This window comes from Nonomuraea sp. CX421 (genome assembly GCF_059358955.1).
Genome location: NZ_JCADBK010000015.1, coordinates 120,094 through 145,516, shown reverse-complemented (window position 1 = coordinate 145,516; position 25,423 = coordinate 120,094). Strand labels below are relative to the sequence as shown.

Below are 25,423 nucleotides of genomic sequence, written 5' to 3'. Positions count from 1 at the left end.
CCCATCAGGTCCCATCCGGCAAGGGGCTGACTTCGACGTGATGGTTGCCTCGGGCCGGCGCCGGCGGTCCGGCTCAGGCCGCGGGGAGCTCGGCGAACAGGATGGGCCGCGTCGTGGGCCGCTCGGACCCGCCGGCCGGCTCGACCGTGAGCCCGACGTGGCCGTCGTCGTGGAGCCGGGCGAGCAGGGGCGTGGTCAGACCGTCCCGCAGCCGGTCGAGCGGCCCCACCGGCCGCATGCCGTCCGGGCCCATCAGCCACAGCACGTAGACCTTGGACGGGGGCAGCTCGGGTAGCCCGGACGAGGTGAACACCATGCGTCCCTGCCCGCGGGACAGCACGGCGACGCCGGTGCCGCCGGAGGCGACCCGTTGCCGTACGGTCCGCGCGTCGGGCGCGGCGAGCACGGCGCTCAGCGCGGCCGACGTCTCCGCGTCGCGGGTTCGCAGGTCGCCGAGGTCGCGGCGGGCGTCGAAGGCGACCACCCCGAACGCCACGGCGGCGGCCGTCGACACCGCCACCAGCCCCGCCAGCGCCTTGGCGCGCCACCGCCCCGCCCGCGCGCTCGCCCTCCACCGCTCCGCCCGCGTCCGCGCGCGCCATGGCGGGAGCGGGGCGGGCGCCGCTCCGGGCAGCCCGCCCGCCTGCGACCGCACGGAGATCTCCTCCTGGTACGGCCCCGGTGCGCGGACCGGCCGGCCGGAGGCGGCCCGGCGTACCCGGGGGACGGCGGCGAGGACGCGCGGACGGAGGGCTGCGGGCGGCGGCTCGGCGACCGCGAGGGCGAGCCGGGCGGCCGTCTCGCGCAGCGACCGCACCTCGGGCCCGCAGGTGGCGCACCCGGCGAGGTGCTCCTCGAACAGCGCCTCGTCGGCGTCCGGCAGGGCGTGCACGGCGTAGGCACCGGACAAGGCGTGGAGGTCATCGGTCATCGGTCGCCTCCGGCGTCGGTCCTTACCTCCTTGATTCGGTTTCTCGGGACCGCCGGATGGCGGGAGGCCCCCTGTTTTCGCATGATGCGCACGGCTCGGGTAAGGCCGGGGAAAAGTGCGTTCTCATAACGTGGACATGGGGGTCGGTCAGGTCGGGCGAGTGGAATACCCTCGTATGTCGTGAGCGCACACAGCAATCTCGATTCCTGGCGAGCCCTGCCCGCGGCCCAGCAGCCTGACTGGCCTGACCGTGGTCTGCTCGCGAAGGTCGTCGCCGAGCTCGGCGGCCTGCCCCCTCTCGTCTTCGCCGGTGAGTGCGACCTGCTCAAGGGGCAGCTCGCCGCCGTGACCCGAGGCGAGGCCTTCGTGTTGCAGGGCGGTGACTGCGCCGAGACGTTCTCCGGGGCGACCGCCGACAATGTGCGCAACAAGCTCAAGACGTTGCTCCAGATGGCGATCGTGCTCACCTACGCGGCCAAGGTGCCGGTGGTGAAGATCGGCCGGCTCGCGGGGCAGTTCGCCAAGCCGAGGTCCAAGGGCGTCGAGACCCGTGACGGCGTCACGCTGCCGGCCTACCGGGGCGACATGGTCAACGGCTTCGACTTCACCGAGGAGTCTCGCGAGCCCGACCCGTGGCGGCTGCTCAAGGCCTACCACTCCTCGGCCGTGACGCTCAACCTGGCTCGCGCCTTCACCAAGGGCGGCTACGCCGACCTGCGCCAGGTGCACGCCTGGAACCAGGACTTCGTGGGCGAGTCGCCGGCCGGCCGCCGCTACGAGCAGCTGGCCAGGGAGATCGACCAGGCGCTGGCCTTCATGCGGGCCTGCGGGGCCGACCCCGAGGAGTTCCACACGGTCGAGTTCTTCTCCTCGCACGAGGCGCTCATCCTCGACTACGACCGGGCGCTGACCCGCATCGACTCGCGCACCAGCCTGCCGTACGACGTGTCGGCGCACATGGTCTGGATCGGCGAGCGCACCCGCCAGCTCGACGGCGCCCACGTCGACTTCTTCTCCCGCATCCAGAACCCGATCGGCGTCAAGCTGGGCCCGACCACCACGCCGGCCGAGGCGCTGGAACTGGTGGAGAAGCTCAACCCGGCCAACGAGCCGGGGCGGCTCACGTTCATCACCCGGATGGGCTCCTCCAAGATCCGCGAGCACCTGCCCGCGCTGGTCAAGGAGGTCACCGCGTCCGGGGCGCAGGTCGCCTGGATCTGCGACCCGATGCACGGCAACACCTTCGAGGCCCCGAGCGGCCACAAGACGCGCCGGCTCGACGACGTGCTCGACGAGGTGGCGGGCTTCTTCGAGGTGCACCGTTCGCTCGGCACGCACCCGGGCGGCATCCACATCGAGTTCACCGGCGACGACGTGACCGAGTGCGTGGGCGGCGGCCAGGAGATCGTCGAGGACGACCTGGCGCGCCGCTACGAGACGGCCTGCGACCCGAGGCTCAACCGCGGCCAGTCGCTCGATCTGGCCTTCCGGGTGGCCGAGCTCTACCGCTCCAGCTGACCGGCGGCACGGGCCGCCCGCGTGGGCGGCCCGAACTTTCTTCTTGCTTGAGCGGCACTCACAATCCCGCGTCTCCTATGATCGTTCCAAAAAATATGCCGATATTTCGGGGAGCGATTGTGGAAACCGTGCCTGAGGGAGTCGACCCAAGCGTGCCGAACGTCGCCCGGATGTACGACTATTACCTCGGTGGCAAGGACAACTTCGCCTCCGACCGGGCGGCCGCAGAGCAGATCCTGCGGCTCTTCCCCAACACCAAGGAGGGCGCCCTGGCCAACCGGGCGTTCCTGCGCAGAGCCGTCCGGCACGTCGTCGACTCGGGCGTGAACCAGATCGTGGACCTCGGGGCCGGGCTGCCCACGCAGGGCAACACGCACGAGATCGCGCCCGACGCCCGCGTGGTGTACGTCGACTACGACGCGGTCGTGTGCGCGCACGGGCGGGCGATCCTGGGCGGCGAGAAGGTGGAGATCCTGCAGGCCGACGTCCGGGACACGGACGCGCTGATCGAGCAGCTGGGCAAGCTGGTCGACTTCGAGCGGCCGGTGGCCTTCCTGATGCTGGCCCTCCTACACTTCGTCCCCGACGACGAGGCGTACCGCGTCGTGGCCGCGCTGCGCGAGGCGAGCGTCGCGGGCAGCCATCTGGTCATCAGCCACGCCGTCGACGCCGCGCCGGACACCAGTCCCGAGGCGCTCCAAATCTACCGGCAGGCGACGGCCGCGCTCAACCTCAGGACGCCCGAGGAGATCACCCGCTTCTTCGACGGTTACGAGCTGCTGGAGCCCGGCCTGACCTTCCCGCAGGACTGGCGGCCGGACGAGGAGCTGTGGCCGGGCTCGAACATCGCCGACTTCGGCTACGTCGGCGTGGGCCGCAAGCCCTGACGGCGCGAAGGCCCCGCCGTACGGGCGGGGCCGGTCACTGCGGTCAGTTCTGCTCGGCCTGCTTCAGCTCCTCGCTGAGCTCGGTCCTGATCGCGTCCATGTCGAGCGCGCGGACCTGGCTGATGAGGTCTTCGAGCGCCGGCTCGGGGATGGCTCCGGGCTGGGCGTAGACCACGATGCCGTCGCGGATGGCCATCAGCGTCGGGATCGAGCTGATGTCGAAGCCCTGCGCGAGCGCCTGCTGGGCGTCGGTGTCGATCTTGCCGAACGTGATGTCCGCGTGCTTGTCGGACGCCTTCTCGAAGATCGGCCCGAACGTCCGGCACGGGCCGCACCAGGCCGCCCAGAAGTCGAGCAGGACGATCCCCTTGTCGGCGATGTCGTTGAAGTTCGTCTCGGTTACTTCGATAGTCGCCACAAGTGGCTCCTCGTATGTCGTGGAAAGTCTGTCGTAGGCGGAGTCGCGGTGGAGATGCAGTCGTGTCAACCACGTACCCACCGCCAGCATTCCATGCCGGGACCCGGCCGCGGCACCGCGGCCGGGTCGCCGTGTGACGGGCGCGGGCCCCGCTGTCACGGACGCTCCGCCCCCGCAAAGAGTCGGGAAAGCCTCAGCGGCCGGGAAGGGTCAGGCCGATGACGACCGGGTCGTGGTCGGAGGAGCGGTAGGCGTCCGGCCGATAGAGGCCGGGCGGGTTGAACTCGGTGTTGTAGTCGAGGACGCGCGGCTCGTCGGCGTTGATGTGCCAGATCGTCGCGCTGGTGACCCGCTTGAGCAGCTGCCGGCCGACGAGCGCGTGGTCGAGCTCGCCCGCGAGCCCCTCGAACAGGTAGCTGTAGCGCAGCGGCGCCGGCACGAACCGCTTGGTCACGCTGGTCAGGCCGCCCTCTTCGAGCGTGTCGATCGGGTCCTCCTCGCCGTAGGCGTTGAGGTCGCCCAGCACCATCGGGTTCGGCAGCTCCTCGACCAGCCCGAGCAGCGCCCGCGCCTGCTGGACGCGGGTGGCGTTCCAGCAGCCCTGTCCGTCGCCCTGGTCGGCGTCGGGGCCGCCGCCGTCCGGGCAGCTGCCCTTGGACTTCAGGTGGTTGACGATCATCGTGAACGGCTGGCCGCCCGCCGCCCGGCGGAAGGTCTGGATGAGCGGCGGCCGGCTGAACACCGGGTCCTCCGACGCCCGCGCCTCGCCCACGGGGGTCAGCCTGCCCGGCTTGTAGATGAGCCCGACCTGGATCGCGTCGGTACCGGGGTAGGGATGGCGCAGCGCGGCGTAGGTGCCCGCCCCGACCTCGGCGTTGACGGCGTCCACCAGGGCCTGCAGCGCGGTCTGGCCGTTGTTCTCGACCTCCATCAGGGCCACCGCGTCGGCGTCGAGGCCCTTCAGCGCCGCCACCAGCTTGGCCAGTTGCCGCCGCTGCTCCTCTTCGGTGCCGGCGCCGCGGGAGCCGAGCGTGGTGAACCAGTTGAGCGTGTTGAACGAGGCCACCTTGACGTTGCCGATCACCGGGAAGGGCCGCGACGGGCGTGGGTTGGCGTCGTGGTAGGTGATCGGCTTGGTGGGCTGCAGCCGGTAGGCGTCGAAGCCGTAGCCGAGCACGCCGGTGACGCCGGTGGCCAGGTCGCCGGTCCGCACGATCGGCGGCAGCGTCTCGGGGTTCTGCCTGGTCGAGCCGTCGTCGATGAGCAGCGAGCGGCGCCGGTTCAGCTCCGCGTCCACGCCCCGCCGGTCGGTGGGCTGGAACAGCCGCCCGCCCGAGGAGACCGTCACCTCGCCGAACCGGCCCAGGTTGTAGTGCTCGGTGACGGTCAGCGGCTGCGGGAAGGTGAGCAGCATGTTCTCGACGGGCTCCAGCCCGTCGCTCGGCAGCCGGTACGGAAGCGCGGCGATCTCGCCGGTGCCGCAGACGTCCACCGCGCTCACCGGTGACAGCTCGGTCCAGCCGTTGAACTCCGTCGCCCGGCCGGTCACGAGGACCCGGTCGCCGGGCCGGACGTCCCTGACCGTGTCGCGGGCGAACGCGAACAGGCCCTCGGAGGTCTTCGGGTCGGCGTCCGGCCGCGGATCCTGCAGGAAGAACCCGCTCAGCTGGTCGCCGCGCTGGAAGTCGCCGGTGACGACGCCCTCCACCCGGACGGTCTGGCCGGCCAGAGGCGTGGCGTCGCCACTCCCCTGCACCTGCGCGATCCGGTGGGTCGGCGGGGTGTCGCACGGGGTGGCCGGCGTCGCGGCGGCGGGGGTTGCGGTGAGGGCGGCCACGACGAGCGCGGCGATGGTTGCCCGGGATAAGACGCGCATGACCGGCACTGTAGGCCCAGAGTGGGGAACAGTTTCCTACATAAATAGAGCTATAGCCTTAAATCACCGAACCTTGACATGAGCGTTTGCGGGTATGAGCCATGCATGGACTGGGTCACCTGCGCGCACTCGGCCGCCTGCACGGGAATCGCGCGTCAGCCGTACGGTCGCTGCCTGTCACATCTGTCCCACGACGACCTCACCGCCTCGCTCGCGAAGCTGTCCCCAGGCCGTCTGCTCGACCTGCGGGGCACCGCGCTCAGCGGCGACCTGCTCGCCCGGGTGATCGAGGCGACCGCCGCCCGGCCCGGCCGGACCCGGTTGGAGCACGCGCGGTTCACCGGCGACGTGCGGCTGGCGGGCGTCACGTTCGCCGGTGACGTGTCGCTCGACGAGGCCCGGTTCGACCGGCTGGCCTCGTTCTTCGGCGCCCGCTTCGAGGGCAACGTGTCGCTGGCCGGAGCGCGGTTCGCCCGTGAGCTGTCCTTCCACGGCGTCCGGACCCGCGGCCACGTCTCGCTCGATCGGGCGATCATGTCCCGTGACGCGCTGTTCAGCCAGGCGACCTTCGGGCAGGGGTTATCGTGCGAGCGGGCCCGGTTCGACGGCTACGCCACCTTCGACGGCGCCGGGCTCGGCCACGGCGCGACCTTCCGCGGCGCGCGGTTCGGCCGCACGGTGTCGTTCCGCAAGGTCCGCGGCAGCGCCGGGTTCGACGCCGCGCACTTCGCCGCCGACGCCTACCTGTCCGCCACCGGCCGGTTCTCTGCCGCCCGGGCGCGCGCCGACGGCGTGCTCGACCTGGCGGTCGCGGGCTGCGGGGTCAACCTGCGCCGGGTGGAGGTCGCGGGCGCGACCACGCTGCGGCTCATCGACTCGCGGGCCGACCTGGAGGGCGCCGTCCTGCGCGGCCCGGCCACGGTGACGGGCCGGGGCGACTCGGCGGTGACCTCGCTGCGCCAGGTCGACGCGGCCAACCTGGCCCTGTACGGCCTCGACCTGTCGGCGTGCGGGTTCGCCGGGCTCGCGCATCCGGCGGGAGTGCGGCTCAAGGACTGCCACTACACGCTCAGCCCGCACGGCGTGCGGGTGAACGTACGCCGTCCGATGCTGCGCTGGTTCTCCCGCCGCGGCGGGCCCCAGGACGACGACGAGAACATGGTGATCATGGCCGTGATCGCGGCCGACGCGTCCCCGCCGCCGCCGGCCACCGGCCGCCGCGAACCCCACCAGGACAGCCGGGCCACTCCGGCGACGCGCCGCTAGAGAGGCGGGGCCGGGGCGCCCGCGTTCAGAGCGGGGCCGGGGGGCACAAGCGATCAAGGTGTCCGAGGGCGCGGGTGATCAGAAGGTGTCGGGGGACACGGACGATCAGAGGGTGTCCAGGACGGTGGCGATCGCCCGGAAATGGGATGATCGCCAGCCGCCTCCCATGATCCGGCGCGACAGCTGCTGGAGCTCGTCGTCGGGGTCGAAGCCCTCATGGTCGAGGAACAGCCTGGTGCCGTGCCCCTCGGGCTCCAGCCGCCAGGTGACCGTCCAGTCGGCGCTCTTGCCGTCGCTCCAGCTGATCCTCAGCAGCTTCTCCGGCTCCAGCTCCAGTACCTGGCAGTGGACGATCCCGTCGAAGCCCACCTGTTTCTTCGGTTGCGTGGTGAAGGTGAAGCGGTGGCCGACCTCGGGTCTGAAGTCGTTGGGCATCAGCCAGCGAGTTATCAGACCGCTGTCGGTGAGCGCCCGCCACACCTTGGCGGGCGGGTGCGCCAGGAACTGGTCGAGCCGGATCGCGCGCCGGTCGTCAGCCGTCGTCTCAGCCATCGTCCTCTCCTCTTTCGTCCAGGTCGTGCGGGTCGTGCGGGTCAGGCAGGTCAGGCAGGTCGTCGAGCAGGGCGCTGAGCGCGGTGAGTCTCTCCCTCCAGAAGCGCTCGTACGGCGTGAGCCAATCGCGGATCTCCATGAGCGGCGCGGCCTCCAGCCGGTAGTGCCGCTCCCGGCCCCTGCGGGTCTCGGCCACCAGGCCCGCGTCCTTGAGCACCTTGAGATGCTCGGAGACGCTGGGACGGCTCATGTCGAACCGCTCGGCCAGCCGGCCGGCGGGCTGGGCTCCCTCGTCGAGCAGCAGGCGCAGCAGCTCCCGCCTGGCCGGGCTGGCCAGCGCGGTGAACACGTGGTCGGCCGTCATGCCTGGCTGACGACGAACCCGTTGCCGTCGGGGTCGTGGAACAGCAACTGGCGTCCCCACGGCTGGTCGTCGGGCCCCTCGACGGCGGTGCCGTGCTCACGCAGCCGGGCCGCCAGCGCGTCGAGGTCGGGCGAGGTGACGACGAGGCCACCGATCGGCGCCATGCCGGGGAACCAGGAGGCGAGCAGGAGCGAGGTCTCGGCGCCCTTGGGCGCGACGGTCAGCCACCGGCCCATCGGGAAGGGGTTGTCGGAGCGGATCTCCAGGCCGAGGACGCCGGTGTGGAAGGCGAGCGCCCGCTCCTGGTCGGCGACGGGCACGGTCACGGTGAGAATCGATGCGATGGACATGCCGGCCACTATATGTAGGAAATTTCCTACATAACAAGCCCTCCGGACGAATCAGGGAAATCCCTGATCGATCCCCGAGGGCGGGCTTCGTAGACTTGCGCCATGCTGATCGACGACTACGTGGCCGATCTCGGCCGGGCACTGTGCGGCCCTCCCGGCCCCAAGCGCGACCTGGTCGTCGAGGCCCGCGACAGCCTGACCGACGCGGCCGAGGCCCTGCAGGCCGAGGGGCTGGAGCGCGCGGAGGCCGAACACCTGGCCGTGGACGAGTTCGGCCAGGTCGCCGAGGTGGCGCCGGGCCTCCAGCGGGAGCTGACTGCCACGGCCGGACGGTGGCTCGCGACCCTGCTGTTCCTCAGCGTGCCGGCGACCGTGCTCATGTGGTCGGCGATCTGGCACTTCTCCCCCGGCGACCCGGGCGCCTGGGCCGCCCGGCCCGGCTGGTACTCCACCGTCTCGCTCCTGCTCGATCTGGTGCAGTTCGGCGTCGGCGTCTACGGCGGGCTCGCCCTGCTCGCCCTGGGCCGCGGCTCCCGGCGGATCGGCGAGCCCCGACTGGTGACCAGGTCACTGGGCCTGCTGGTGCTCATCGCGCTGCCGGTGACCGGCGGGCTGAGCCTGCTGCTCACCCTCGGCCCCGACGTGCCGCACGCCGCCGGCACCCTCGCGCCCCTCGTGCTGGCCAACCTGGTGACGTCGGCCTTCTGGGGTCTGCAGGTCTACGGGGCGACCCGCTGCGTCCGGCTCACCCGGCCGGCCTGACCCCGGGCCGCAGCACGCTGCCGATCGCGCCGGCGAACTCACGCCACGCCGACCGCTCCTCCTCCAGGTGTCGCCGGCCGGAGCCGGTCAGCCGGTAGGTGCGCCGCCGGCGCCCGCCCACCGTGGCCCACTCGCTGCTCAGGTGCCCGATGCGCTCCAGCCTGCGCAGCGCCGGATAGACGGTGCCGGTCGGCACACTGAGCGCGCCCCCGCTCCGCTCCTGCAGCGCCTCGATGATGGCGTAGCCGTGCAACGGCCCGTCCTCGATCACGGACAGCAGGAGGGCGTCCATGTGACCGCGGAGCGCGTCGGGGTTCATGTCCTGGATCCTAGGCAATCGCGCGCTGCGTAGCCAGCCTACATGTAGGCTGTCTATATGTAGGCAGGCACGATTAAGGAGCCGGCGTGATGGAAGCGCTCGATCTGGCCCGGTTACAGTTCGCGGTGACGGGGGGCATCCACTTCCTGTTCGTGCTGCTCACGCTGGGGCTGGCGCCCCTGGTGGCGATCACGCACACCCGCTGGGCGCGGTCCGGTGAGGCGCTGCACCTGCGGATGACCCGGTTCTGGGGCCAGATCTACGTCATCAACTACGCGCTGGGCATCGTCACCGGGCTGGTGATGGAGTTCCAGTTCGGCCTGTCGTGGAGCGGGCTGTCCCACTACGCGGGCGACGTGTTCGGGGCGCCGCTGGCGATGGAGACGCTGGTGGCGTTCTTCCTGGAATCGACGTTTCTCGGGTTGTGGATCTTCGGCTGGGGACGGCTGCCGAAATGGCTCCACGTGGCCTGCGTCTGGCTGGTGACGGCGACGGCCTACGCCAGCGCCTTCTTCATCATGCTGGCCAACTCCTTCCTGCAGAACCCCGCCGGCGCGGTGGTCAGGGGTGACCGGATGGAGCTGGTCGACTTCGGCGCGATGCTCACCAACAAGGCACTGATCTTCTCGTTCCCGCACGTGATCGGGGCCGGGCTGTTCACCGGCGGCATGGTGCTGGTCGGGGCGAGCGCCTACCGGCTGCGCCGCCGGGGCGAGGAGACGGAGTTCTTCGCCGGCTCGATGCGCATCGGCGTCGTCCTTGCCTCGATCGGCATCAGCGTCACGGTGGCCTTCGGATACGGCCAGTTCGGCGGGGTCCAGGAGGGCAAGTTCGACGGCCCGGCCGGGGTGCCGCTGGGGTTGATGATGGAGGGCGGCAACCTGTTCTCCTTCGTCGTGCTGTTCCTCATGCTGCCGCTGATCCGCTCGCTGCCGCGCCGGCGATGGGCCCATCCGCTGCTCGTGGCCCTGACACCGCTGCCGTTCGCGCTGGCCATCCTGGGCTGGCTGGCCCGGGAGACGGGACGGCAGCCGTGGATGATCTGGCAGCGGCTCACCGTGGCCGACGCCATGTCCCCCGGACTGACCACGGGCATGATCACCACTTCGCTGATCGGCTTCACCGTCGTGCTGGGGCTGCTGGCGGTCACCGACTACGCGCTGATCGCCAGAGCGGTCAGGCGCGGCCCGCGCGACCTCACCCTCGGCGCCGCCGACGACCGGCCCGCCCCCGCGCTGAGCCTCTAGGAGACCCGGGATGGAACTGATCTGGCTCGCCGTCTTCGCGCTGCTGCTGGCCGGCTACTTCGCACTGGAGGGCTTCGACCTGGGCGTCGGGCTGCTGATGCCGGTGCTCGGCCGGACCCAGGAGAGCCGGGACCGGATGGTCGCGGCCATGGCGCCGTTCGTGCTGGCCAACGAGGTCTGGCTGGTGGCGCTCGCCGGGACGCTCTTCGGCGTCTACCCGGCGCTCGAAGGAGAGATCCTGTTCGGGCTGTACCCGCTGGTGGTGGCCATGCTGCTGGGCTGGGTCGTCCGGGACGCCGGGCTGTGGTTCCGGCGCCGGCTCGACGGCGCGGCCTGGCGGCGGTTCTGGGACCTGATGATCACGCTCGGCTCGCTGACGCTGTCGTTCGGCTGGGGCCTCGTCCTGTACGCCGTCGCCGCGGGGCCCGGCGGGTCGCCGCTGCACCCGGTGGGGCTGCTGCTGGGCGTGCTGGTGACGGCGCTGTTCGCCTGGCACGGCTGGACCTTCCTGGGCCGGCGGTCGCCCGGCTCGGCCGAGGTCCCGCGTCCGGGCCGCGCTCTCCTGGTCTCGGGGGCGCTGGCGGCGCTCCCGGCGGTCGTCGTGCTCGCGGGCGGCGCGCCGTACCTTCTGGAGCACAGCGCACCGTCCTCTACGCTAAGTGTGCTCAGCGTCATGGTCCTTCCGTTCGCGCCCGTCATGGTCGCCGCGCAAGTATGGGTATGGCGCACCTTCCATCCGGGAAAGGGCACCGACCGGATCCCATCGTTCTTCTGAGGGCACGTGCACAAAGATCTTCTGCGCCTCATGCGGGCCGAGCGGTCGGTCCGCCGCCATCTGGCCGTCACCCTGGCGGCGGCGGTGCTGGCGGGCCTGCTCGTGCTGGTCCAAGCCGAGCTGCTCGCCGGGGTGCTGTCCGGCCGGTTCGCCGTCACGGCGCTGACCGGCGTCGTCGCCGTGGTCGGCCTGCGGGCGCTGCTGGCCTGGACACAGGGGGTGTTCGCCGGGCGCACCGCCACGGGGGTGAAGTCGGCGCTCAGGCAGCGGCTGCTGGGCCGCTTCCAGGAGCTCGGCCCCGCCAGGTTGACCAGCCACCGCTCGGGAGAGCTGGTCACGCTCACCGGGCGCGGCCTCGACGGCCTCGACCCCTACCTGACCGGCTACCTGCCCGCGATCGCCGTCGCGGGCGTGGTGCCGTTGGCGGTGCTCATCCGGCTCTTCACGGCCGACCTGGCCAGCGCGATCATCGTGCTGCTGACGCTGCCGCTGATCCCGATCTTCGGCGCGCTGGTGGGCATGACGACCAAGGCCGTCACCGAGCGCCAGTTCCACGCGCTGTCCCGGCTCGGCGGCCACTTCCTCGACGTGGTGCGCGGCCTGCCCACGCTGCGCGCCTTCGGCCGGGCCCGCTACCAGGCGACCGTCATCGAGCGGGTGGCCGACGCGCACCGCTCGGCCACCATGCGCACGCTGCGGGTGGCGTTCCTGTCGTCCCTGGTCCTGGAGCTGTGCGCGTCGCTGTCGCTCGCGCTGGTCGCGGTGCCGATCGGGCTGCGGCTGCTGGGCGGGTCGCTCGACCTGACGACCGCGCTGCTGGTGCTGCTGCTCGCGCCCGAGGCGTATCTGCCGCTGCGCATGATGGGCACGCGCTTCCACGCCTCGATGGAGGGCGTCGCCGCCGCCGACGCCGCCTTCGCCGTCCTCGACCGCACCCCGGACACCCCGCCCGGCGCCACCACCTCGCCCGCCATCACCTCGCCCGCCACCGCCTCGCCCGCCATCACCTCGCCCGGCGCCACGTCGGCCCCTCCGGCCGGCGCCGCCCGGATCCACCTGGACGACGTCACCGTGCGCTACCCCGGCCGCGACGACGCCGCGCTGGAGCACGTCACACTCACCATCGAGCCGGGCGAGCACATCGCGCTGGTGGGTGAGAGCGGCGGCGGCAAGAGCACGCTGCTGCACCTCATCCTCGGCTTCGTGACTCCCTCGGCAGGCCGGGTCCTCATCGGCGAGACCGACCTGCGCGACCTGGACCTCGACGCCTGGCGCGCGTCGCTGGCGTTCGTCCCCCAGCGCCCCCACCTGTTCACCACGTCGGTGGCCGACAACATCCGCCTGGGCGTCCCCTCGGCCTCCCTGGAGGAGGTACGCCGGGCCGCCACGGCGGCTCACGCCGACGAGTTCGTCCAGCGACTCCCGGCCGGCTACGACACCCAGGTGGGCGAGCGGGGCGCCAACCTGTCGGCGGGCCAGCGTCAGCGCATCGCTCTGGCCAGGGCGTTCTGCCGTCCCGGGGCCTCGGTGCTGCTGCTCGACGAGCCCACGGCCCGGCTCGACGGCCGCAGCGAGGCGGCGGTGGTGGCCGCCACCGCCGAGCTGAGCCGTGGCCGGACCGCGATCATCGTGGCCCACCGCCCCGCCATGATCGACCTCGCCGACCGCGTCGTCCGTGTCCACGAGGGCCGGCTGGTCTCCGACACCGCCGCCGTGACCGACCTGGGGAGCCTTCGATGACGTCCTCACCACGCCTGAAGACGGCGGATCCGCCCAGGACGCACCACCGGACGGAGCACGCGGGCGACATGGGGAGGGTCGCGTGAACCGGCGGATGGGGATCCGGCTCGGCTGGGCCGTGCTCGCGGGCGCGGCGGCCGACCTCGCCGGGCTCGGGCTGATCGCCGCCGCCGCGTGGCTGATCACGCGGGCCGCCGAGCAGCCGCCGCTGACCGCGCTCAGCGTGGCGATCGTGGCGACCCGGGCGTTCGCGACCGGCAAGGGCGTCTTCCGCTACGCCGAGCGGCTCACCGGCCACGACGTGGCGCTGCGCGCCCAGGCCGGCACCCGCGAGCGGTTGTACGAGTCGCTCATCCCGCCTCAGCGGCCCCGGCACGGCGGCGCCGACCTGCTGAGCCGGATGGTCGACGACACCGAAGCCGTCCAGGACCTGCTCGTCCGGTGCCTGCTGCCGGCCGCCGCGGCCGCGCTCACGGCGCTGGCGGCCGTGGTCCTCGGGCTGTTCGTGCTGCCGGTCTCCGCGCTGGCGCTGGTCACGGGGCTGGTCGTGGCGGGCGTGCTGCTGCCCGTCGTCACGGCCACCGCGGCCCGCCGCTGGTCGGCCAGGATCGCCCCGGCGCGGGCGGCGCTGGCCGGGCGCGTGACCGACCTCGTGCACGGCTCCGCCGACCTGGCCGCCTACGGCGCCGGCGACCGCGCCCTGGACCAGGCGCGGCACGCGGACACGGCGCTGGCCACGCTCGAACGCCGCCAGGCCCGGGTGCACGCCCTGGCCCTGGCGGGCGGCACGCTCACGCAGGGGCTCACGGTCGCGGCCATCGTCCTGCTCGCCCAGGACGCCGGAGTGGGCAGCGTGGCCACGGCCGTCCTCGCGCTCACCGCGCTGGTGTCGTTCGAGCCGGTGCTGCCGCTGGCCGCGGCGGGCGAGCGCATGGCGGGCATCACGGCGGCGCTGCGGCGGCTGAAGGACGTCCGTTCCACCAGTCCCGCCGTCACCGAGCCCTCCTCCCCCGCGCCCGTCCCGGCGGGGCCGCTCACCGTCGAGGTCGAGGACCTGGTGGTGCGCCATCCGGGCGCCCAGGGGCGGCCGGCCGTCGACGGGGTGTCGCTGACCCTTACCCCCGGCAGGCGCGTCGCGCTCGTGGGGCCGAGCGGAGCGGGCAAGAGCACGCTGCTGGCGGCCCTGATGCGGCTGGCCGAGCCCGAGTCGGGCAGCGTCCGGGTCAACGGCGTCGACATCCGCGAGCTGGCCTCCGACGACGTCCGCACCCTGATGACCGGCCTCACCCAGGATCCGTACATCTTCCAGACCACGCTGCGTGACAACCTGCGCCTGGCGGGGCCCGACGCGGACGACGAGGGGCTGACGCGTGCCGTGCGGGAGGCCCGGCTGGAGCACTGGGTCGAGCGCACTGGGTGGGACACCGAGCTCGGCGAGGACGGCCGGACCGTGTCCGGCGGCCAGTTGCAGCGGCTGGCGCTCGCCCGGGCCCTGCTCTACGACCCGCCGGTGCTGCTGCTCGACGAGCCCGCCGAGGCGCTCGACGAGACGACGGCCGACGGCCTCATGGCCGACCTGCTCGACGCGACCCACGACCGCACCACGCTGCTCGTCACCCACCGGCTCAGCGGCCTGGAGCGGGTGGACGAGATCATCGTGCTGGAGGAGGGCCGCGTGATCCAGCGCGGCCCCCACGACCGGCTGGTCACCGAGCCGGGCTACTACCGCGACCTGTGGGAGTCCGAGGTCCTGACCAGGCGCTGAGCGGCCGGTCCCCCAACCTGAGCCCATCAGGGCTTGTGTTGGCATCGCAAGCTGGTTTAAAGTACAAACCAGTTTGACGATGAGAGAGGTTGCGATGGTAGACGAGAGCGAGCGGGCCCCCAGCCCCGAGGAGACCCTCCGGCTCATCGAACGGCAACGCGCCGACACCGTCAGGCAGCTGAGAGGCAACCCACTGCTGCAGTACGTGCCGTGGGGCGTCGCCTGGGCCATCGGTTTCACCGCGTACTTCCTGCACTACGGGCTCGACGGCACGCCGTACGCGCCGATCACCGAGGCGCAGGCGCTGGCCACGCTGATGGGCGCGCAGCTGGTGGCCGGAGCCGTGGCCGCCTACGGGATCACGAAGCAGAGCGCGCAGACCCGCGGCGACAACTCCGCCCGCGGCACGATGTACGGCTACACCTGGTTCGCCGGGTTCCTGCTGATGTCGGTCATCGCGATCCGGATCTCCCCCATGCTGCCGCCGGCCGAAGCCGGGCTCGTCTGGGCCGGCGCGTCCCTGCTGGTGGTCGGGATCCTCTACATGGCCGGCGGGGCGATCTGGCTCGACTGGCGGATGTTCTTCGTCGGCACCTGGGTGGTGGCCGTCGACGCCAGCGGCGTCCTGCTCGGCCCCGGATGGCACGCGTTGCTGACCGCCGTGCTGCTGGGGGGCGGGTTCATCGCCGCCGGTCTGTGGTTCCGGCGGCGCCCGTGACCGCCGAAGGGTCGCTGCCGGAGCTGGATCCGGTGATCCACGCGCAGGCCAGGCTGCGGGTGGTGTCCGCCCTCAACACGCTGGCCGACGGCAACGAGATGGCCTTCCCCGCACTCAAGGAGCTGCTCGGCATGACCGCGGGCAACCTGTCGGTCCACCTCACCAAGCTCGAGGACGCCGGCTACGTCCAGATCACCAAGACCCACAAGGGCCGCACCCCCGTCACGTACGTGTCGCTGACCAAGCGCGGGCGGCTGGCCTTCGACGACTACACCAGGGCCATCCGCGCCCTGCTCGACACCGCTGGAGGAAACTGATGGCCGTTCTCGCCAGATCAGCGGAGGTCACCCGTCGCTACGGTGACGTGGTCGCGCTCGATCGGGTGTCACTCGACATCCGGGCGGGCGAGCTGGTCGGCCTGCTCGGCCCCAACGGGGCGGGCAAGTCCACCCTCATCAACCTGTTCGTCGGCCTGCGCCGCCCGACGTCCGGCACGGTCGAGCTGTTCGGCGGCTCTCCCCGCGATCCCCTGATTCGGCGGCACGTCGGCGTCACGCCGCAGGAGACTGGCCTGCCCGAGGTGCTGCGGGTCGCCGAGATCGTGGACTTCGTCTCCGCGCACTTCCCCGACCGGGTCGCCACGCCGGAGTTGCTCGACCGCTTCGGGCTGGGCGACCTGGCCAAGCGGCAGGTCGGCGGCCTGTCCGGCGGGCAGAGGCGGCGGCTGGCGGTGGCGCTGGCGTTCGCGGGCCGGCCGAAGATGGTCTTCCTCGACGAGCCGACCACCGGGCTCGACGTGGAGGCCCGGCGCACGCTCTGGGACGGCATCAGATCGTTCCACGAGGAGGGCGGCACCGTCCTGCTCACCAGCCACTACCTGGAGGAGATCGAGGCCCTCGCGCAGCGGGTGGTGGTCGTCGGCCACGGCCGCGTGCTGGCCGACGACACCGTCCAGGCGGTGCGCGACGTGGTGGGGGTGCGGCGCGTCTCACTGGTCGCCGGCACCCTGCCCGAGCTGCCCGGGGTGCTGGGCGTCGAGCACGCCGAGGGCCGCACCCATCTGGTCACCGCGGACCCTGACCGGCTGGTCGTCGAGCTGGTGCGGAGCGGCACGCCGTTCTCCGGGCTGGAGATCAGGCCGACCACCCTCGAAGAGGCGTTCCTGGCCATCACCTCGCAGGAGACGACCTCGCAGGAAACGACCTCAGAGGAAACGACGTCGAAGGAGAGCACGCATGTCTAGCCTGATCCTCACCCACACCCGCTATCAGATGCTGGAGCAGATGCGGATCCCGATCAGCTGGGTGGCGAGCGCCTTCTTCCCGGCCGCGTCGATGCTGGCGTTCGTGGTGCCGTTCGCCGCCGCCGACCCTGTCGCCGCGACCCGGGCGACGGGGTCGATGATGATGATCGGCGCCATCTCGGCCGCTCTGATCGGGCTGAGCATCACGGTCTCCCAGGACCGCGAGCAGCCGTGGAACCACTACCTGCGCACTCTGCCCGCCGGTCCGCTGCCGCGCTTCGCCGGGCGGATCTTCACCAGCATGGCGATCATGGCGGTCGCGGTGATCCCGGTGCTGGTCATCGCGGCCCTGTTCACCGAGGCGGCGATCACCTGGCCCCGGCTGCTGCTGGGGATCGGCGCCCTGCTGGCCGGGTCCGTCCCGTTCATGCTGATCGGGCTGTTCATCGGCTTCACGCTGCCGTCCAAGGCGGCGATCGCCGTGTCGCAGCTGCTGTTCTTCCCCATGTGCATCCTGGGCGGCCTGTTCCTGCCGCCGCAGATCATGCCGGACTTCGTCCAGGCCCTCTCGCCGTACGTGCCGAGCCGCGGCGCGGTGGAGCTGGTCTGGAGCGCCACCACCGGATCCGCCGCCGACCCGGCCGGTCTGGTCATGCTCGCGGTGTGGACGGTGGCCGCGGCGGTGGCGGCGGTCTGGGCGTACCGGCGTGACGAGGGCCGCAGGTTCGCCTGAGCCGTCCCGGTCTCTCGAAGCGGGGGGTGTGCCGCCAAGTCCGCAGCGATCTCGACGGCACACCCGTCCGTGAGGGGGTCCGGTTATTTCTTCTCTTCGAGGGTGACGGTGACGTTACTCGTCTTACCGTCCCTCATATATGTGATCTGTACCTGTTGGCCTACTTTGAAACCTCTGACCTGCCCCACAACCGTGTCGCCGCCGTCGACGGCCTTGTCACCGATCTTGGTGATGAGGTCGCCCTGCTTCAGACCCGCCTTCTCCGCCGGGCTTCCGGCCGTCACCTGGCGGATGAGCGCGCCGGGCACGTCACCGCTGGCATCGGTCACGCTCACCCCGAGGAACGCGTGGCTGACCTTGCCGTTGCTGATGAGCTGCTCGGACACCTGCTTGGCGGTGTTGATGGGGATCGCGAAGCCCACCCCGATGCTGCCGCTGCCACCGCCCGTGGCGATGGCGGTGTTGATACCGATCAGCCGGCCCGCCGCGTCGACCAGGGCGCCACCGGAGTTGCCCGGGTTGATCGCCGCGTCCGTCTGGATGGCGCCGGCGATCGTGGTGGCCTGGCTCGCCTCACCGCTCTGGCCCCAGCCGGGCGGCAGTTGCCGCTGCTCCTGCTCGCCGCCGACGGTGAGCGTGCGGTCGAGGGCGCTGACGATGCCCGCGGTGACCGACCCGTCGAGGCCGAGCGGGCTGCCGATGGCCAGGACGGCGTCGCCGACGTTGAGCTGGTCGCTGTCGCCGAGTGACGCGGCGGTCAGCCCCGACACGCCCTCCGCCTTGATGACCGCGAGGTCCGTGGCCGGGTCGGTCCCCACGACCGAGGCCTTGGCCGTCTTGCCGTCGCTGAACTTGACGGTCATCTGACCGCCGCCCTGCCCGGCGCCCACAACGACGTGGTTGTTGGTGAGGATGAGCCCGTCGTCCGAGAGCACCACGCCGGAGCCCTCACCGGAGCTGCCCTGGATCATCACGACCGACGGCTGCACCTTCCGCGCGACCTCGGCGACGGAGAGCTGGTTGCCGGCCTGCTTGAACACCGGGCTCGGCGCGGAGACCACAGTGGTGTCCTGGAACGAGGTGGCGACGACGGCCCCCACGACGCCGCCGCCGATCGCCATGGCCGCCAGCGCCAGCCCGGCGACGGCCTTGCGCCCCACGGAGACGCCCGGCTTCCTCGGGGGCGGCGGGGGCGGAGGCTGCTGCATGATGACGGTGTCTCGCCGGGGGAAGCCCCCGGCGGAGGGCGGCGTGTCACCGAACTGGCTCCAGCCGCCGTTGCCCTGCTCGCGAGGCTCGTACGCGTTCATCTCGTCTCCTCAAGTCCCGATGACTCAAGAGTGCCAAGACGCGTGTAAGTGCACGTTAAGCCGCTGATCCAAGGTTCCTGGGAAGCCTGACGCACGCTTTATCACCGCTGGTCGAACGCACCCTCCGTGCCCGATCCGGGCCGTGAGAAATCTCTCTTGGCTTCCCGGGCCTGTCCGCGGACTCCTCGGGCGCCTTCCGCCTGAGCGCGGTGAGGTCCAGGGCCCGAGCCCCCCGGCCTGGTGGACCGGGGGGTGTGAGGCGGCTACTTGGCCGGCCAGTACTCGTCGCGCAGCAGCCGCTTGTAGAGCTTGCCCGTCGGGTGGCGTGGCAGCTCGTCGCGGAAGTCGACCGACTTGGGGCACTTGAAGTGGGCCAGGCGCTCGCGGCAGTAGGCGATCAGCTCGGCCTCCAGCTCGGGCCCGGCCTCGACGTCGGGCATCGGCTCCACCACGGCCTTGACCTGCTCGCCCATCTCCTCGTCCGGCACGCCGATGACCGCCACGTCGGCGACCTTGGGGTGTATGGACAGGAGGTTCTCGGCCTCCTGGGGGTAGATGTTCACGCCGCCAGAGATGATCATGTACGACCGGCGGTCCGTCAGGTAGAGCAGACCGTCGGCGTCCAGGTAGCCGATGTCGCCGAGCGTCGTCCAGCCCCGGCCCTTCGGGTCCTGGACCGAGCGGGTCTTGTCGGGGTCGCCGTGATACTCGAAGACGATGCCGCTCTCGAAGTAGATCGTGCCGTGCTCGCCGGGAGGCAGGTCGTTGCCCTCCTCGTCGCAGATGTGCACGGTGCCGAACAGCGACCGGCCGACGGTGCCGGGGTGCGCGAGCCAGTCCTGCGGGCTGGCGTAGAGAAAACCGTTGCCCTCGGTGCCCGCGTAGTACTCGTGGACGATCGGGCCCCACCACTCCATCATCTGCTGCTTCACCGGGACCGGGCAGGGAGCGGCCGCGTGGATGGCGCACTGCAGCGACGAGAGGTCGTGCTTCTTCCGGGTTTCTTCGGGCAGCTTGAGCATCTTGATGAACATGGTCGGCACCAGCTGCGAGTGCGTGACCCCGTACTTCTGGACGAGTTCCAGATACTGCTCGGGATCGAAACGTTCCATCACCACGACCGTCGAGCCGATCCGCTGGAACGCCATGCTGTAGCGCAGCGGCGCCGCATGGTAGAGCGGCGCGGGCGACAGGTAGACGCTGTCGGCCGTCGGCCCGAACAGACCCGTGATGAGCTGGAGCAGCAGGTTCGGCTCGGACATCGGGGTCCGCGGCAGGGGCGGTTTGACGCCCTTGGGCTGGCCGGTGGTGCCCGAGGAGTAGAGCATGTCGGCGCCCTGGCACTCGTCGGCGATCGGCGTCACGGGCCGGTCGGCCACCGCGTCCTCGTACGACTCGAAGCCCTCGGCGGTGCCGTCGAGCATCAGCCGCAGCCCGACGCCCGGCGTGGCGGAGGTGATGGAGACGGCGACGTCCGCCAGGCTCGCGCTGGAGATGAACACCTGGGCGCCGCAGTTGTTCACGATGTAGGCGAGCTCGTCGGTCTGCAGCCGTGAGCTGATCGCCGTGTAGTAGAGCCCCGCGCGGTGCGCCGCCCAGGCGATGGCCAGGAACAGGGGGTGGTTGGGCAACATGAAGGCGATATGGTCACCGGGCTGTAGGCCCGAGGCTCGGAACAGGTGGGCCAGCCGGTTCGATTCCTCGTCGAGCTGGCGATAGGTGACGACCTGGCCGGAGCCCGCCATGATCACAGCGGGCTTGTCTGGGGTTACTGCTGCGATGGCTCCCGGATGCATGAACCGAACACTATTCGGTTGCCCACGCCGGGCGCCAGGGTCGGCGGGCACGACGAAATCGCGATCCCCGCGCGAGGACCGCGATTCCGTCAGACCCGGTCAGGGAGCGGCGTGGTAAACGTCCTTCCAGCCGGAGTGGTGACCGGTCGGACCACCGAAGTGGCCTCTGCTCACGTCCACGTAGATGTGGGCGGCGTCCTTACCGGAGAACGAGTAGTGGGCCGGGAACTTCTCGCAGTTGCGGAAGCTCTTGAAGTACGTGTGGCCGTCGTGGCCGACCACCTTGAAGGTCTCCCATGCGCACTTCTTGCCACCCCACCACTTGTGGTTGCGCAGGGTGCTGTCGACGGTGAAGACGTAGCGGTGCTTCCAGACCCACGCGTGCTTCTTGTGCTTCTTGAAAACAACCTTGCACTTCTTGCCGAACTTGCCGTCCTTGCACACCTTGTGCTTGACCACGTGGGTCTTCCAGTACCAGTGCTTGTAGGGCTGCTTCTCCACGGTGACCTGGCCCCGGGCCCTGGCCTTGTGGTCGCTGGAGAAATAGGGTCCCCAGTCGTCCTGGAAGTAGGACGACGAGGCCGCCGTTGTGGCGGACGATGCGGACGTGGTCGCCGCGTTCGCGGCGACGGGCGCGCCCAGAGCCACCATTGAGGCAGCGGCGGCGGCGCCGATCAGAATGCGCGAAACGAGTCGCACTTGGGTCCTCCTCGGGAGAGGTTTTGCTGTCCCCGTATTGGTACGCCGAGGAGATTGCCACTCACTTACATTTCGCTTTAAGTACGCTATCGGGCCCAAATGCCGATATTTCCGATCTTGTCTGCGTTTTCAATATCATTCTGCCGGGATTACCGAGCCCTCGTACTTCTGCTGGATGAATTCCTTGACCTTCGGGTCCTGGAGCAGCTTGCCGAGGGTCACGATGTTCGCGTCCTTCTCGTGCCCGGCCGGCACGACCAGCCCGTTGACGTACGGGTTGGCCTCGGTCTTCTCCAGTGCCAGGGCCTGCGACGCCGGCTTGAGACCGGCCTCGATGGCGTAGTTGCCGTTGATCACCGCGGCGTCGACGTCGTCCAGCGAGCGCGGCAGCTGGGCGGCCTCCAGCGGCTTGAAGACGAGCTTCTTCGGGTTGCCGGTCACGTCGCGCTCGGTCGCCGAGGTGCCGGCCCCCTCCTTCAGGGTGACCACGCCGTTGTCGGCGAGCAGCTTGAGCGAACGGCCCAGGTTGGTGGCGTCATTGGGCACGGCGACCGTGGCGCCCTCGGGCAGCGCGGCCAGATCGGCGGCCTTCCTGGAGTAGAGGCCGAGCGGCTCCAGGTGGACGGGGGTGACGAAGCTCAGCTCGGTGCCCTTGGAGGCGTTGAAGTCGTCCAGATAGGGCTTGTGCTGGAAGAAGTTGGCGGCCAGCCCGCCCTCGGCGAGCTGCACGTTCGGCTGCACGTAGTCGGTGAACTCGACGATCTCAAGCTTGAGCCCGGCGGCCGGGGCGAGGTCGTTCTTGACGAAGGTGAGGATCTCGGCGTGCGGGACCGGGCTGGCGCCCACCTTGAGCACGGTGTCCGCGGACTCCGCCGCTGGCGCGCCGGTGGCGGACTGCGACGCCCCGCACGCGGTGAGCGACACGGCAAGAGCGACAACTCCCGCGATGGCACGAAGTTTCATGATTTTTCCTTACTTACTGTGTGATAGACGCCGGGCGACCGCGTCGCCCAAGCTCTGGATCAGCTGCACGATCACGACCAGCAGCACCACGGTCACGATCATGAGCAGGGTCTCGAACCGCTGGTAGCCGTACCTGACGGCCAGGTCGCCCAGCCCTCCCCCGCCGATGGTCCCGGCCATCGCCGAGTAGCCGATGAGCGCGACGACCGTGACGGTCAGCCCGGCCACCAGCCCGGGCATCGCCTCGGGCAGCAGCACCTTCCGGACGATCGCCGTACGGCTCGCCCCCATGGCCTGGGCGGCCTGCACCACGTCCGAGCCCACTTCACGCAGGGCGGTCTCGACGAGCCGGGCGAAGAACGGCACCGCGCCGACGGTGAGCGGCACGACCACGGCGGCGGTCCCGATGGTGGTGCCGACGACCAGCCGGGTGAACGGGATGATCGCGATCATCAGCACGATGAACGGCAGCGACCGGCCCACGTTCACGATGACGCCCAGCACGGACTTCAGCACCGGGAGGGGCCGCAGCCCGCCCCGGTCGAACACCACCAGCGCCACACCGACCGGCAGCCCGAACAGCACGGTGAACACGGTGGACCAGCCGACCATGAGGGCCGTCTGCCCGGTCGACTCCCACAGCAGGGGCGCCATCTCGTCCCAGGTCATCGGGCCACCTCCACCAGCAGGCCACGCTCGCGCAGGTAGGCCAGGGCGGGGGCGGCCTCCCCGGTGAGCGCGACGCGGAGGCGGCCGACGGCCCCTCCCGCGAGGTCCTCGATCGAGCCGCCGAGAATGCTGACCTCGACGCCGAACTTGCGCACCACCTCCGACACCACCGGACGCTGCGGGTCGCCGGTGAAGGTGAGGGTCACCGAACCCGCCGGAGCCGGCTCGGGCAGTGGGAAGATCTCCCTGGTCAGCCGCGAGCCGGGCGTCCTGATCAGGCCGGCGATGGAGCCCGACTCCTCGATCCGGCCGCCGGCCATGATGGCGACCGAATCGCAGACGCTCTTGACGACGTTCATCTCGTGGGTGATCAGCAGGATCGTCAGGCCCAGCTCGGCGTTGAGCCGCTTGAGCAGGTCGAGGATCGACCGGGTGGTGGCCGGGTCGAGCGCCGAGGTGGCCTCGTCCGACAGCAGCACCGCGGGGTCGCCGGCGAGCGCCCGGGCGATGCCGACGCGCTGCTTCTGACCGCCGGACAGCTGGTGCGGCCGGTCACCGCCCCGTCCACCGAGACCCACGAGGTCCAGCAACTCTGCGACCCTGCGCTCGCGCTCGGCCCGGGCGACGCCCATGACTTCGAGGGGAAAGGCCACGTTCGCCGCGACGGTGCGCGAGGACAGCAGCGCGAAGTGCTGGTGGATCATGCCGATGCGCCGGCGGGCGTGGTTCAGCTCGCCGCTGCGCAGCGCGGTCAGCTCCTGCCCGGCCACGGTGACCGTGCCCCGGTCGGGCCGTTCGAGCAGGTTGACGCAGCGCAGCAGGGTGCTCTTGCCCGCGCCGCTCCGGCCGAGCACGCCGTAGATCTCGCCTTCGCGTACGTGCAGGTCGACGCCGTCAAGAGCGACGGTTTCGCCGTACGACTTGTGCAGGCCGGATGCCTGGATCACGAAAAATCCCCACTTATGACAGCGGACACGCCGCTGGAAGCCGACAACGCCATCGTCGAGAGCCGGACGAGGTCAGTGCATGCCGGGATGGAAGGGGAGATGGCTCAGCCTGCGCAGCACGAAAACAGGGGTGATCATGGGGGACCTATCGGAGGAGGAACGGTCGGGGGTCGCTCAGCGGGCCTGACAGCCCATGGCGCACATTCGCCCCATACACATGCGACAGCACATGACGCCGCGGGCGCCCAGGTCGTTCGCGTATGCCTCGTTCACGCCCCTGCTAACGATCGCCGCACATGCCGCTATTCCGGACAGTGGGCGTGATCTGGCTCACCTGGCCTGGACGTAGGGGTCGCGTAGGGGGGTCGCCTTCCCGGCGAACTCCGCCTTGATCTCGACCATGCGCGGGCCGGGGGCGTAGAAACGGCCCTTGGTCTCCCCGTAGGGCGACAGCCACCCCTTGGCGGCCAGATCACGCAGGTCCCGGGCCGCCTGCCCCTGACTCAGGGACTCGTCGGCCTGGTAGCGGCTCCGGCGCAGCCTCCGGGTGCCGAAGACCTCGTAGAGCGCCGACACCGTCCTGGTGTTGAGCCCGTCGGCGTCGACCTGCTTCTCCAGCAGCGTCCAGATCTCACCGGCCTCGGCGAGCCGCTGGCGTACGCGCTGGGACTGCATGTGATGGGCGCGCAGACAGAACCGCACCCAGGCGAGCGTGTCGCCGTGCGGGCTCCACTGTCGGCGGCCGACTTCTCCCAGGACGTCGAGGTAATCGATGGTGGTGCGTTGCTGACCGAGCCATTCCTCGATCGAGCAGAACTCGGGCGTTGTGATCTGGTCCCGGCCCAGGACGAGCGTCTGCAGCGCCCTGGACATCCGGCCGTTGCCGTCTCTCCAGGGGTGGACCTTGACCAGGTTGAGGTGCGCCATGGCGGCTCTCACATAGCTCGGAACGCCCAGGTCGCCGTCGTTGAGCCACTCGATCAGCTCGTCCAGCAGCTTTGGCACCAGATCGGCGTCGGGCCCCTCGTAGACCACCGCGCCGGATACGGAGTCGCGAATGTAGATCCCGCCCGGTCGCACCATCCCCGGAGTGGTGTTGCGGTGGTGGCCGATCATCATGAAGTTGAGCGCGTTGAGCAGCCCCGTGTCGTAGCGGAACGCCGGAGCCCGTGAGAGCGACTGGATGTAGGTCAGGGCCTGCTGGTAGCCGGCGATCTCGCGGGCCACGGACCCGGAGGTCTCCAGCGGCTCCTCCCCCGACATGATCGACTCGATGTCCTCGACGCTGGCCCGGTAGCCCTCGATGGCGTTGGACCCCTGGATCGCGCGCGCCTGCAGCTGCCTGCGGAGCTGTCCGTCCCAGCGGTGGGTCTCGGCGAGCCGGTATTTCAGGTCGCGCCGCATGTCCTCGATCTCGGCGAGAACCGCCTGGTCGGCGGGGTCGAGCGAAGGCGTGGCGTAGAGCATGCCCTCATAGGAGCATGAACGAATCATCCGGTCAAAGCGATGAATGATTTGTCCATCTGTGCGGCTGCCCCGCCGTACCCCTGGAGGGGACACGGCGGGGCGACGGAG

The 25,423-nt window shown here is 70.8% G+C and carries 26 protein-coding genes; 12 read left to right on the top strand and 14 right to left on the bottom strand.

Going from position 1 to position 25,423, the window contains the following annotated elements; genetic code table 11:
- Window positions 1–73: 73 nt before the first annotated feature.
- Window positions 74–931, bottom strand: a complete 858-nt coding sequence (locus AC5L3X_RS25570) for an anti-sigma factor (protein WP_494860168.1) — start codon at window positions 929–931, stop codon at window positions 74–76.
- Window positions 932–1,111: 180 nt separating this feature from the next.
- Here AC5L3X_RS25570 and AC5L3X_RS25565 point away from each other — a divergent pair, with 180 nt between their 5' ends.
- Together AC5L3X_RS25565 and AC5L3X_RS25560 are read left to right on the top strand one after the other, a co-directional pair.
- Window positions 1,112–2,449, top strand: coding sequence for a class II 3-deoxy-7-phosphoheptulonate synthase (locus AC5L3X_RS25565; RefSeq protein ID WP_494860166.1), 1,338 nt, complete (start codon window positions 1,112–1,114; stop codon window positions 2,447–2,449).
- Between the two features lie 77 nt (window positions 2,450–2,526).
- Window positions 2,527–3,336: an SAM-dependent methyltransferase gene (locus tag AC5L3X_RS25560; protein ID WP_494860164.1), complete on the top strand. Its 810-nt coding sequence runs from the start codon at window positions 2,527–2,529 to the stop codon at window positions 3,334–3,336.
- 43 nt (window positions 3,337–3,379) lie between these two features.
- Here the strand turns inward: AC5L3X_RS25560 and trxA are convergent, their stop codons facing one another.
- Window positions 3,380–3,754, bottom strand: coding sequence for a thioredoxin (gene trxA / locus AC5L3X_RS25555; protein WP_189125387.1), 375 nt, complete (start codon window positions 3,752–3,754; stop codon window positions 3,380–3,382).
- A 193-nt stretch (window positions 3,755–3,947) separates the two neighbouring features.
- A complete protein-coding gene (locus tag AC5L3X_RS25550; RefSeq protein ID WP_494860163.1) occupies window positions 3,948–5,630 on the bottom strand; it encodes an ExeM/NucH family extracellular endonuclease in 1,683 nt (560 codons plus the stop codon).
- 105 nt (window positions 5,631–5,735) lie between these two features.
- Here AC5L3X_RS25550 and AC5L3X_RS25545 point away from each other — a divergent pair, with 105 nt between their 5' ends.
- Entirely contained in the window at window positions 5,736–6,896 is a 1,161-nt protein-coding gene (locus AC5L3X_RS25545; RefSeq protein WP_494860162.1) for a pentapeptide repeat-containing protein, read from the top strand.
- A gap of 105 nt (window positions 6,897–7,001) precedes the next feature.
- Here AC5L3X_RS25545 and AC5L3X_RS25540 read toward each other — a convergent pair whose 3' ends face one another.
- From AC5L3X_RS25540 to AC5L3X_RS25530, 3 genes are read right to left on the bottom strand one after another with little or no spacing between them, the layout of a single operon-like run.
- The gene (locus tag AC5L3X_RS25540; protein ID WP_494860161.1) at window positions 7,002–7,448 is read right to left on the bottom strand and encodes an SRPBCC family protein; all 447 of its coding nucleotides are present in this window, start codon (window positions 7,446–7,448) and stop codon (window positions 7,002–7,004) included.
- A complete protein-coding gene (locus tag AC5L3X_RS25535; protein WP_494860159.1) occupies window positions 7,441–7,812 on the bottom strand; it encodes an ArsR/SmtB family transcription factor in 372 nt (123 codons plus the stop codon). The genes AC5L3X_RS25540 and AC5L3X_RS25535 overlap by 8 nt, the downstream gene beginning before the upstream one ends.
- On the bottom strand, window positions 7,809–8,162 hold the full coding sequence (locus tag AC5L3X_RS25530; RefSeq protein WP_494860158.1) for a VOC family protein: 354 nt from the start codon (window positions 8,160–8,162) through the stop codon (window positions 7,809–7,811). The genes AC5L3X_RS25535 and AC5L3X_RS25530 overlap by 4 nt, the downstream gene beginning before the upstream one ends.
- A 102-nt stretch (window positions 8,163–8,264) precedes the next feature.
- Here AC5L3X_RS25530 and AC5L3X_RS25525 point away from each other — a divergent pair, with 102 nt between their 5' ends.
- Entirely contained in the window at window positions 8,265–8,924 is a 660-nt protein-coding gene (locus tag AC5L3X_RS25525) for a permease prefix domain 1-containing protein (RefSeq protein ID WP_494860157.1), read from the top strand.
- Here the strand turns inward: AC5L3X_RS25525 and AC5L3X_RS25520 are convergent.
- Window positions 8,908–9,243, bottom strand: a complete 336-nt coding sequence (locus AC5L3X_RS25520) for a helix-turn-helix transcriptional regulator (RefSeq protein ID WP_494860156.1) — start codon at window positions 9,241–9,243, stop codon at window positions 8,908–8,910. The two genes, AC5L3X_RS25525 and AC5L3X_RS25520, sit on opposite strands and share 17 nt — an antisense overlap.
- An 89-nt stretch (window positions 9,244–9,332) precedes the next feature.
- Between AC5L3X_RS25520 and AC5L3X_RS25515 the strand changes: the two genes are divergently transcribed.
- The 8 genes from AC5L3X_RS25515 to AC5L3X_RS25480 all read left to right on the top strand — a co-directional run bounded on the left by AC5L3X_RS25515 (window position 9,333) and on the right by AC5L3X_RS25480 (window position 17,464).
- On the top strand, window positions 9,333–10,490 hold the full coding sequence (locus AC5L3X_RS25515) for a cytochrome ubiquinol oxidase subunit I (RefSeq protein WP_494860154.1): 1,158 nt from the start codon (window positions 9,333–9,335) through the stop codon (window positions 10,488–10,490).
- 10 nt (window positions 10,491–10,500) lie between these two features.
- Window positions 10,501–11,265 carry a cytochrome d ubiquinol oxidase subunit II gene (locus AC5L3X_RS25510; RefSeq protein ID WP_494860153.1) on the top strand — a complete coding sequence of 255 codons (765 nt, stop codon included), beginning with the start codon at window positions 10,501–10,503 and terminating at the stop codon, window positions 11,263–11,265.
- 6 nt (window positions 11,266–11,271) lie between these two features.
- Window positions 11,272–13,005, top strand: a complete 1,734-nt coding sequence (gene cydD, locus AC5L3X_RS25505) for a thiol reductant ABC exporter subunit CydD (RefSeq protein ID WP_494860151.1) — start codon at window positions 11,272–11,274, stop codon at window positions 13,003–13,005.
- 82 nt (window positions 13,006–13,087) lie between these two features.
- On the top strand, window positions 13,088–14,770 hold the full coding sequence (gene cydC, locus AC5L3X_RS25500) for a thiol reductant ABC exporter subunit CydC (RefSeq protein ID WP_494860149.1): 1,683 nt from the start codon (window positions 13,088–13,090) through the stop codon (window positions 14,768–14,770).
- Window positions 14,771–14,864: 94 nt separating this feature from the next.
- Complete coding sequence (locus tag AC5L3X_RS25495; RefSeq protein ID WP_494860148.1) at window positions 14,865–15,488, top strand: hypothetical protein; 624 nt, start codon at window positions 14,865–14,867, stop codon at window positions 15,486–15,488.
- A complete protein-coding gene (locus AC5L3X_RS25490; RefSeq protein ID WP_225262953.1) occupies window positions 15,485–15,805 on the top strand; it encodes a transcriptional regulator in 321 nt (106 codons plus the stop codon). Before AC5L3X_RS25495 ends, AC5L3X_RS25490 begins: the two co-directional genes overlap by 4 nt.
- Complete coding sequence (locus AC5L3X_RS25485) at window positions 15,805–16,731, top strand: ABC transporter ATP-binding protein (protein ID WP_494860147.1); 927 nt, start codon at window positions 15,805–15,807, stop codon at window positions 16,729–16,731. The genes AC5L3X_RS25490 and AC5L3X_RS25485 overlap by 1 nt, the downstream gene beginning before the upstream one ends.
- On the top strand, window positions 16,724–17,464 hold the full coding sequence (locus AC5L3X_RS25480; RefSeq protein WP_494860146.1) for an ABC transporter permease: 741 nt from the start codon (window positions 16,724–16,726) through the stop codon (window positions 17,462–17,464). Before AC5L3X_RS25485 ends, AC5L3X_RS25480 begins: the two co-directional genes overlap by 8 nt.
- Window positions 17,465–17,547: 83 nt before the next feature.
- Here the strand turns inward: AC5L3X_RS25480 and AC5L3X_RS25475 are convergent, their stop codons facing one another.
- From AC5L3X_RS25475 to AC5L3X_RS25445, 7 genes are all read right to left on the bottom strand, one after another.
- Window positions 17,548–18,774, bottom strand: coding sequence for a S1C family serine protease (locus tag AC5L3X_RS25475; protein WP_494860144.1), 1,227 nt, complete (start codon window positions 18,772–18,774; stop codon window positions 17,548–17,550).
- Between the two features lie 263 nt (window positions 18,775–19,037).
- Window positions 19,038–20,570, bottom strand: a complete 1,533-nt coding sequence (locus tag AC5L3X_RS25470; protein ID WP_494860142.1) for an AMP-binding protein — start codon at window positions 20,568–20,570, stop codon at window positions 19,038–19,040.
- A gap of 99 nt (window positions 20,571–20,669) precedes the next feature.
- A complete protein-coding gene (locus AC5L3X_RS25465) occupies window positions 20,670–21,269 on the bottom strand; it encodes a hypothetical protein (protein ID WP_494860141.1) in 600 nt (199 codons plus the stop codon).
- A 135-nt stretch (window positions 21,270–21,404) separates the two neighbouring features.
- On the bottom strand, window positions 21,405–22,232 hold the full coding sequence (locus tag AC5L3X_RS25460; RefSeq protein ID WP_189125369.1) for a MetQ/NlpA family ABC transporter substrate-binding protein: 828 nt from the start codon (window positions 22,230–22,232) through the stop codon (window positions 21,405–21,407).
- Window positions 22,233–22,241: 9 nt separating this feature from the next.
- A complete protein-coding gene (locus AC5L3X_RS25455) occupies window positions 22,242–22,901 on the bottom strand; it encodes a methionine ABC transporter permease (RefSeq protein WP_494860139.1) in 660 nt (219 codons plus the stop codon).
- Window positions 22,898–23,848, bottom strand: coding sequence for a methionine ABC transporter ATP-binding protein (locus AC5L3X_RS25450; protein WP_494860138.1), 951 nt, complete (start codon window positions 23,846–23,848; stop codon window positions 22,898–22,900). The genes AC5L3X_RS25455 and AC5L3X_RS25450 overlap by 4 nt, the downstream gene beginning before the upstream one ends.
- A 330-nt stretch (window positions 23,849–24,178) precedes the next feature.
- Window positions 24,179–25,342 carry a Fic family protein gene (locus tag AC5L3X_RS25445; RefSeq protein WP_494860135.1) on the bottom strand — a complete coding sequence of 388 codons (1,164 nt, stop codon included), beginning with the start codon at window positions 25,340–25,342 and terminating at the stop codon, window positions 24,179–24,181.
- Window positions 25,343–25,423 lie beyond the last annotated feature (81 nt).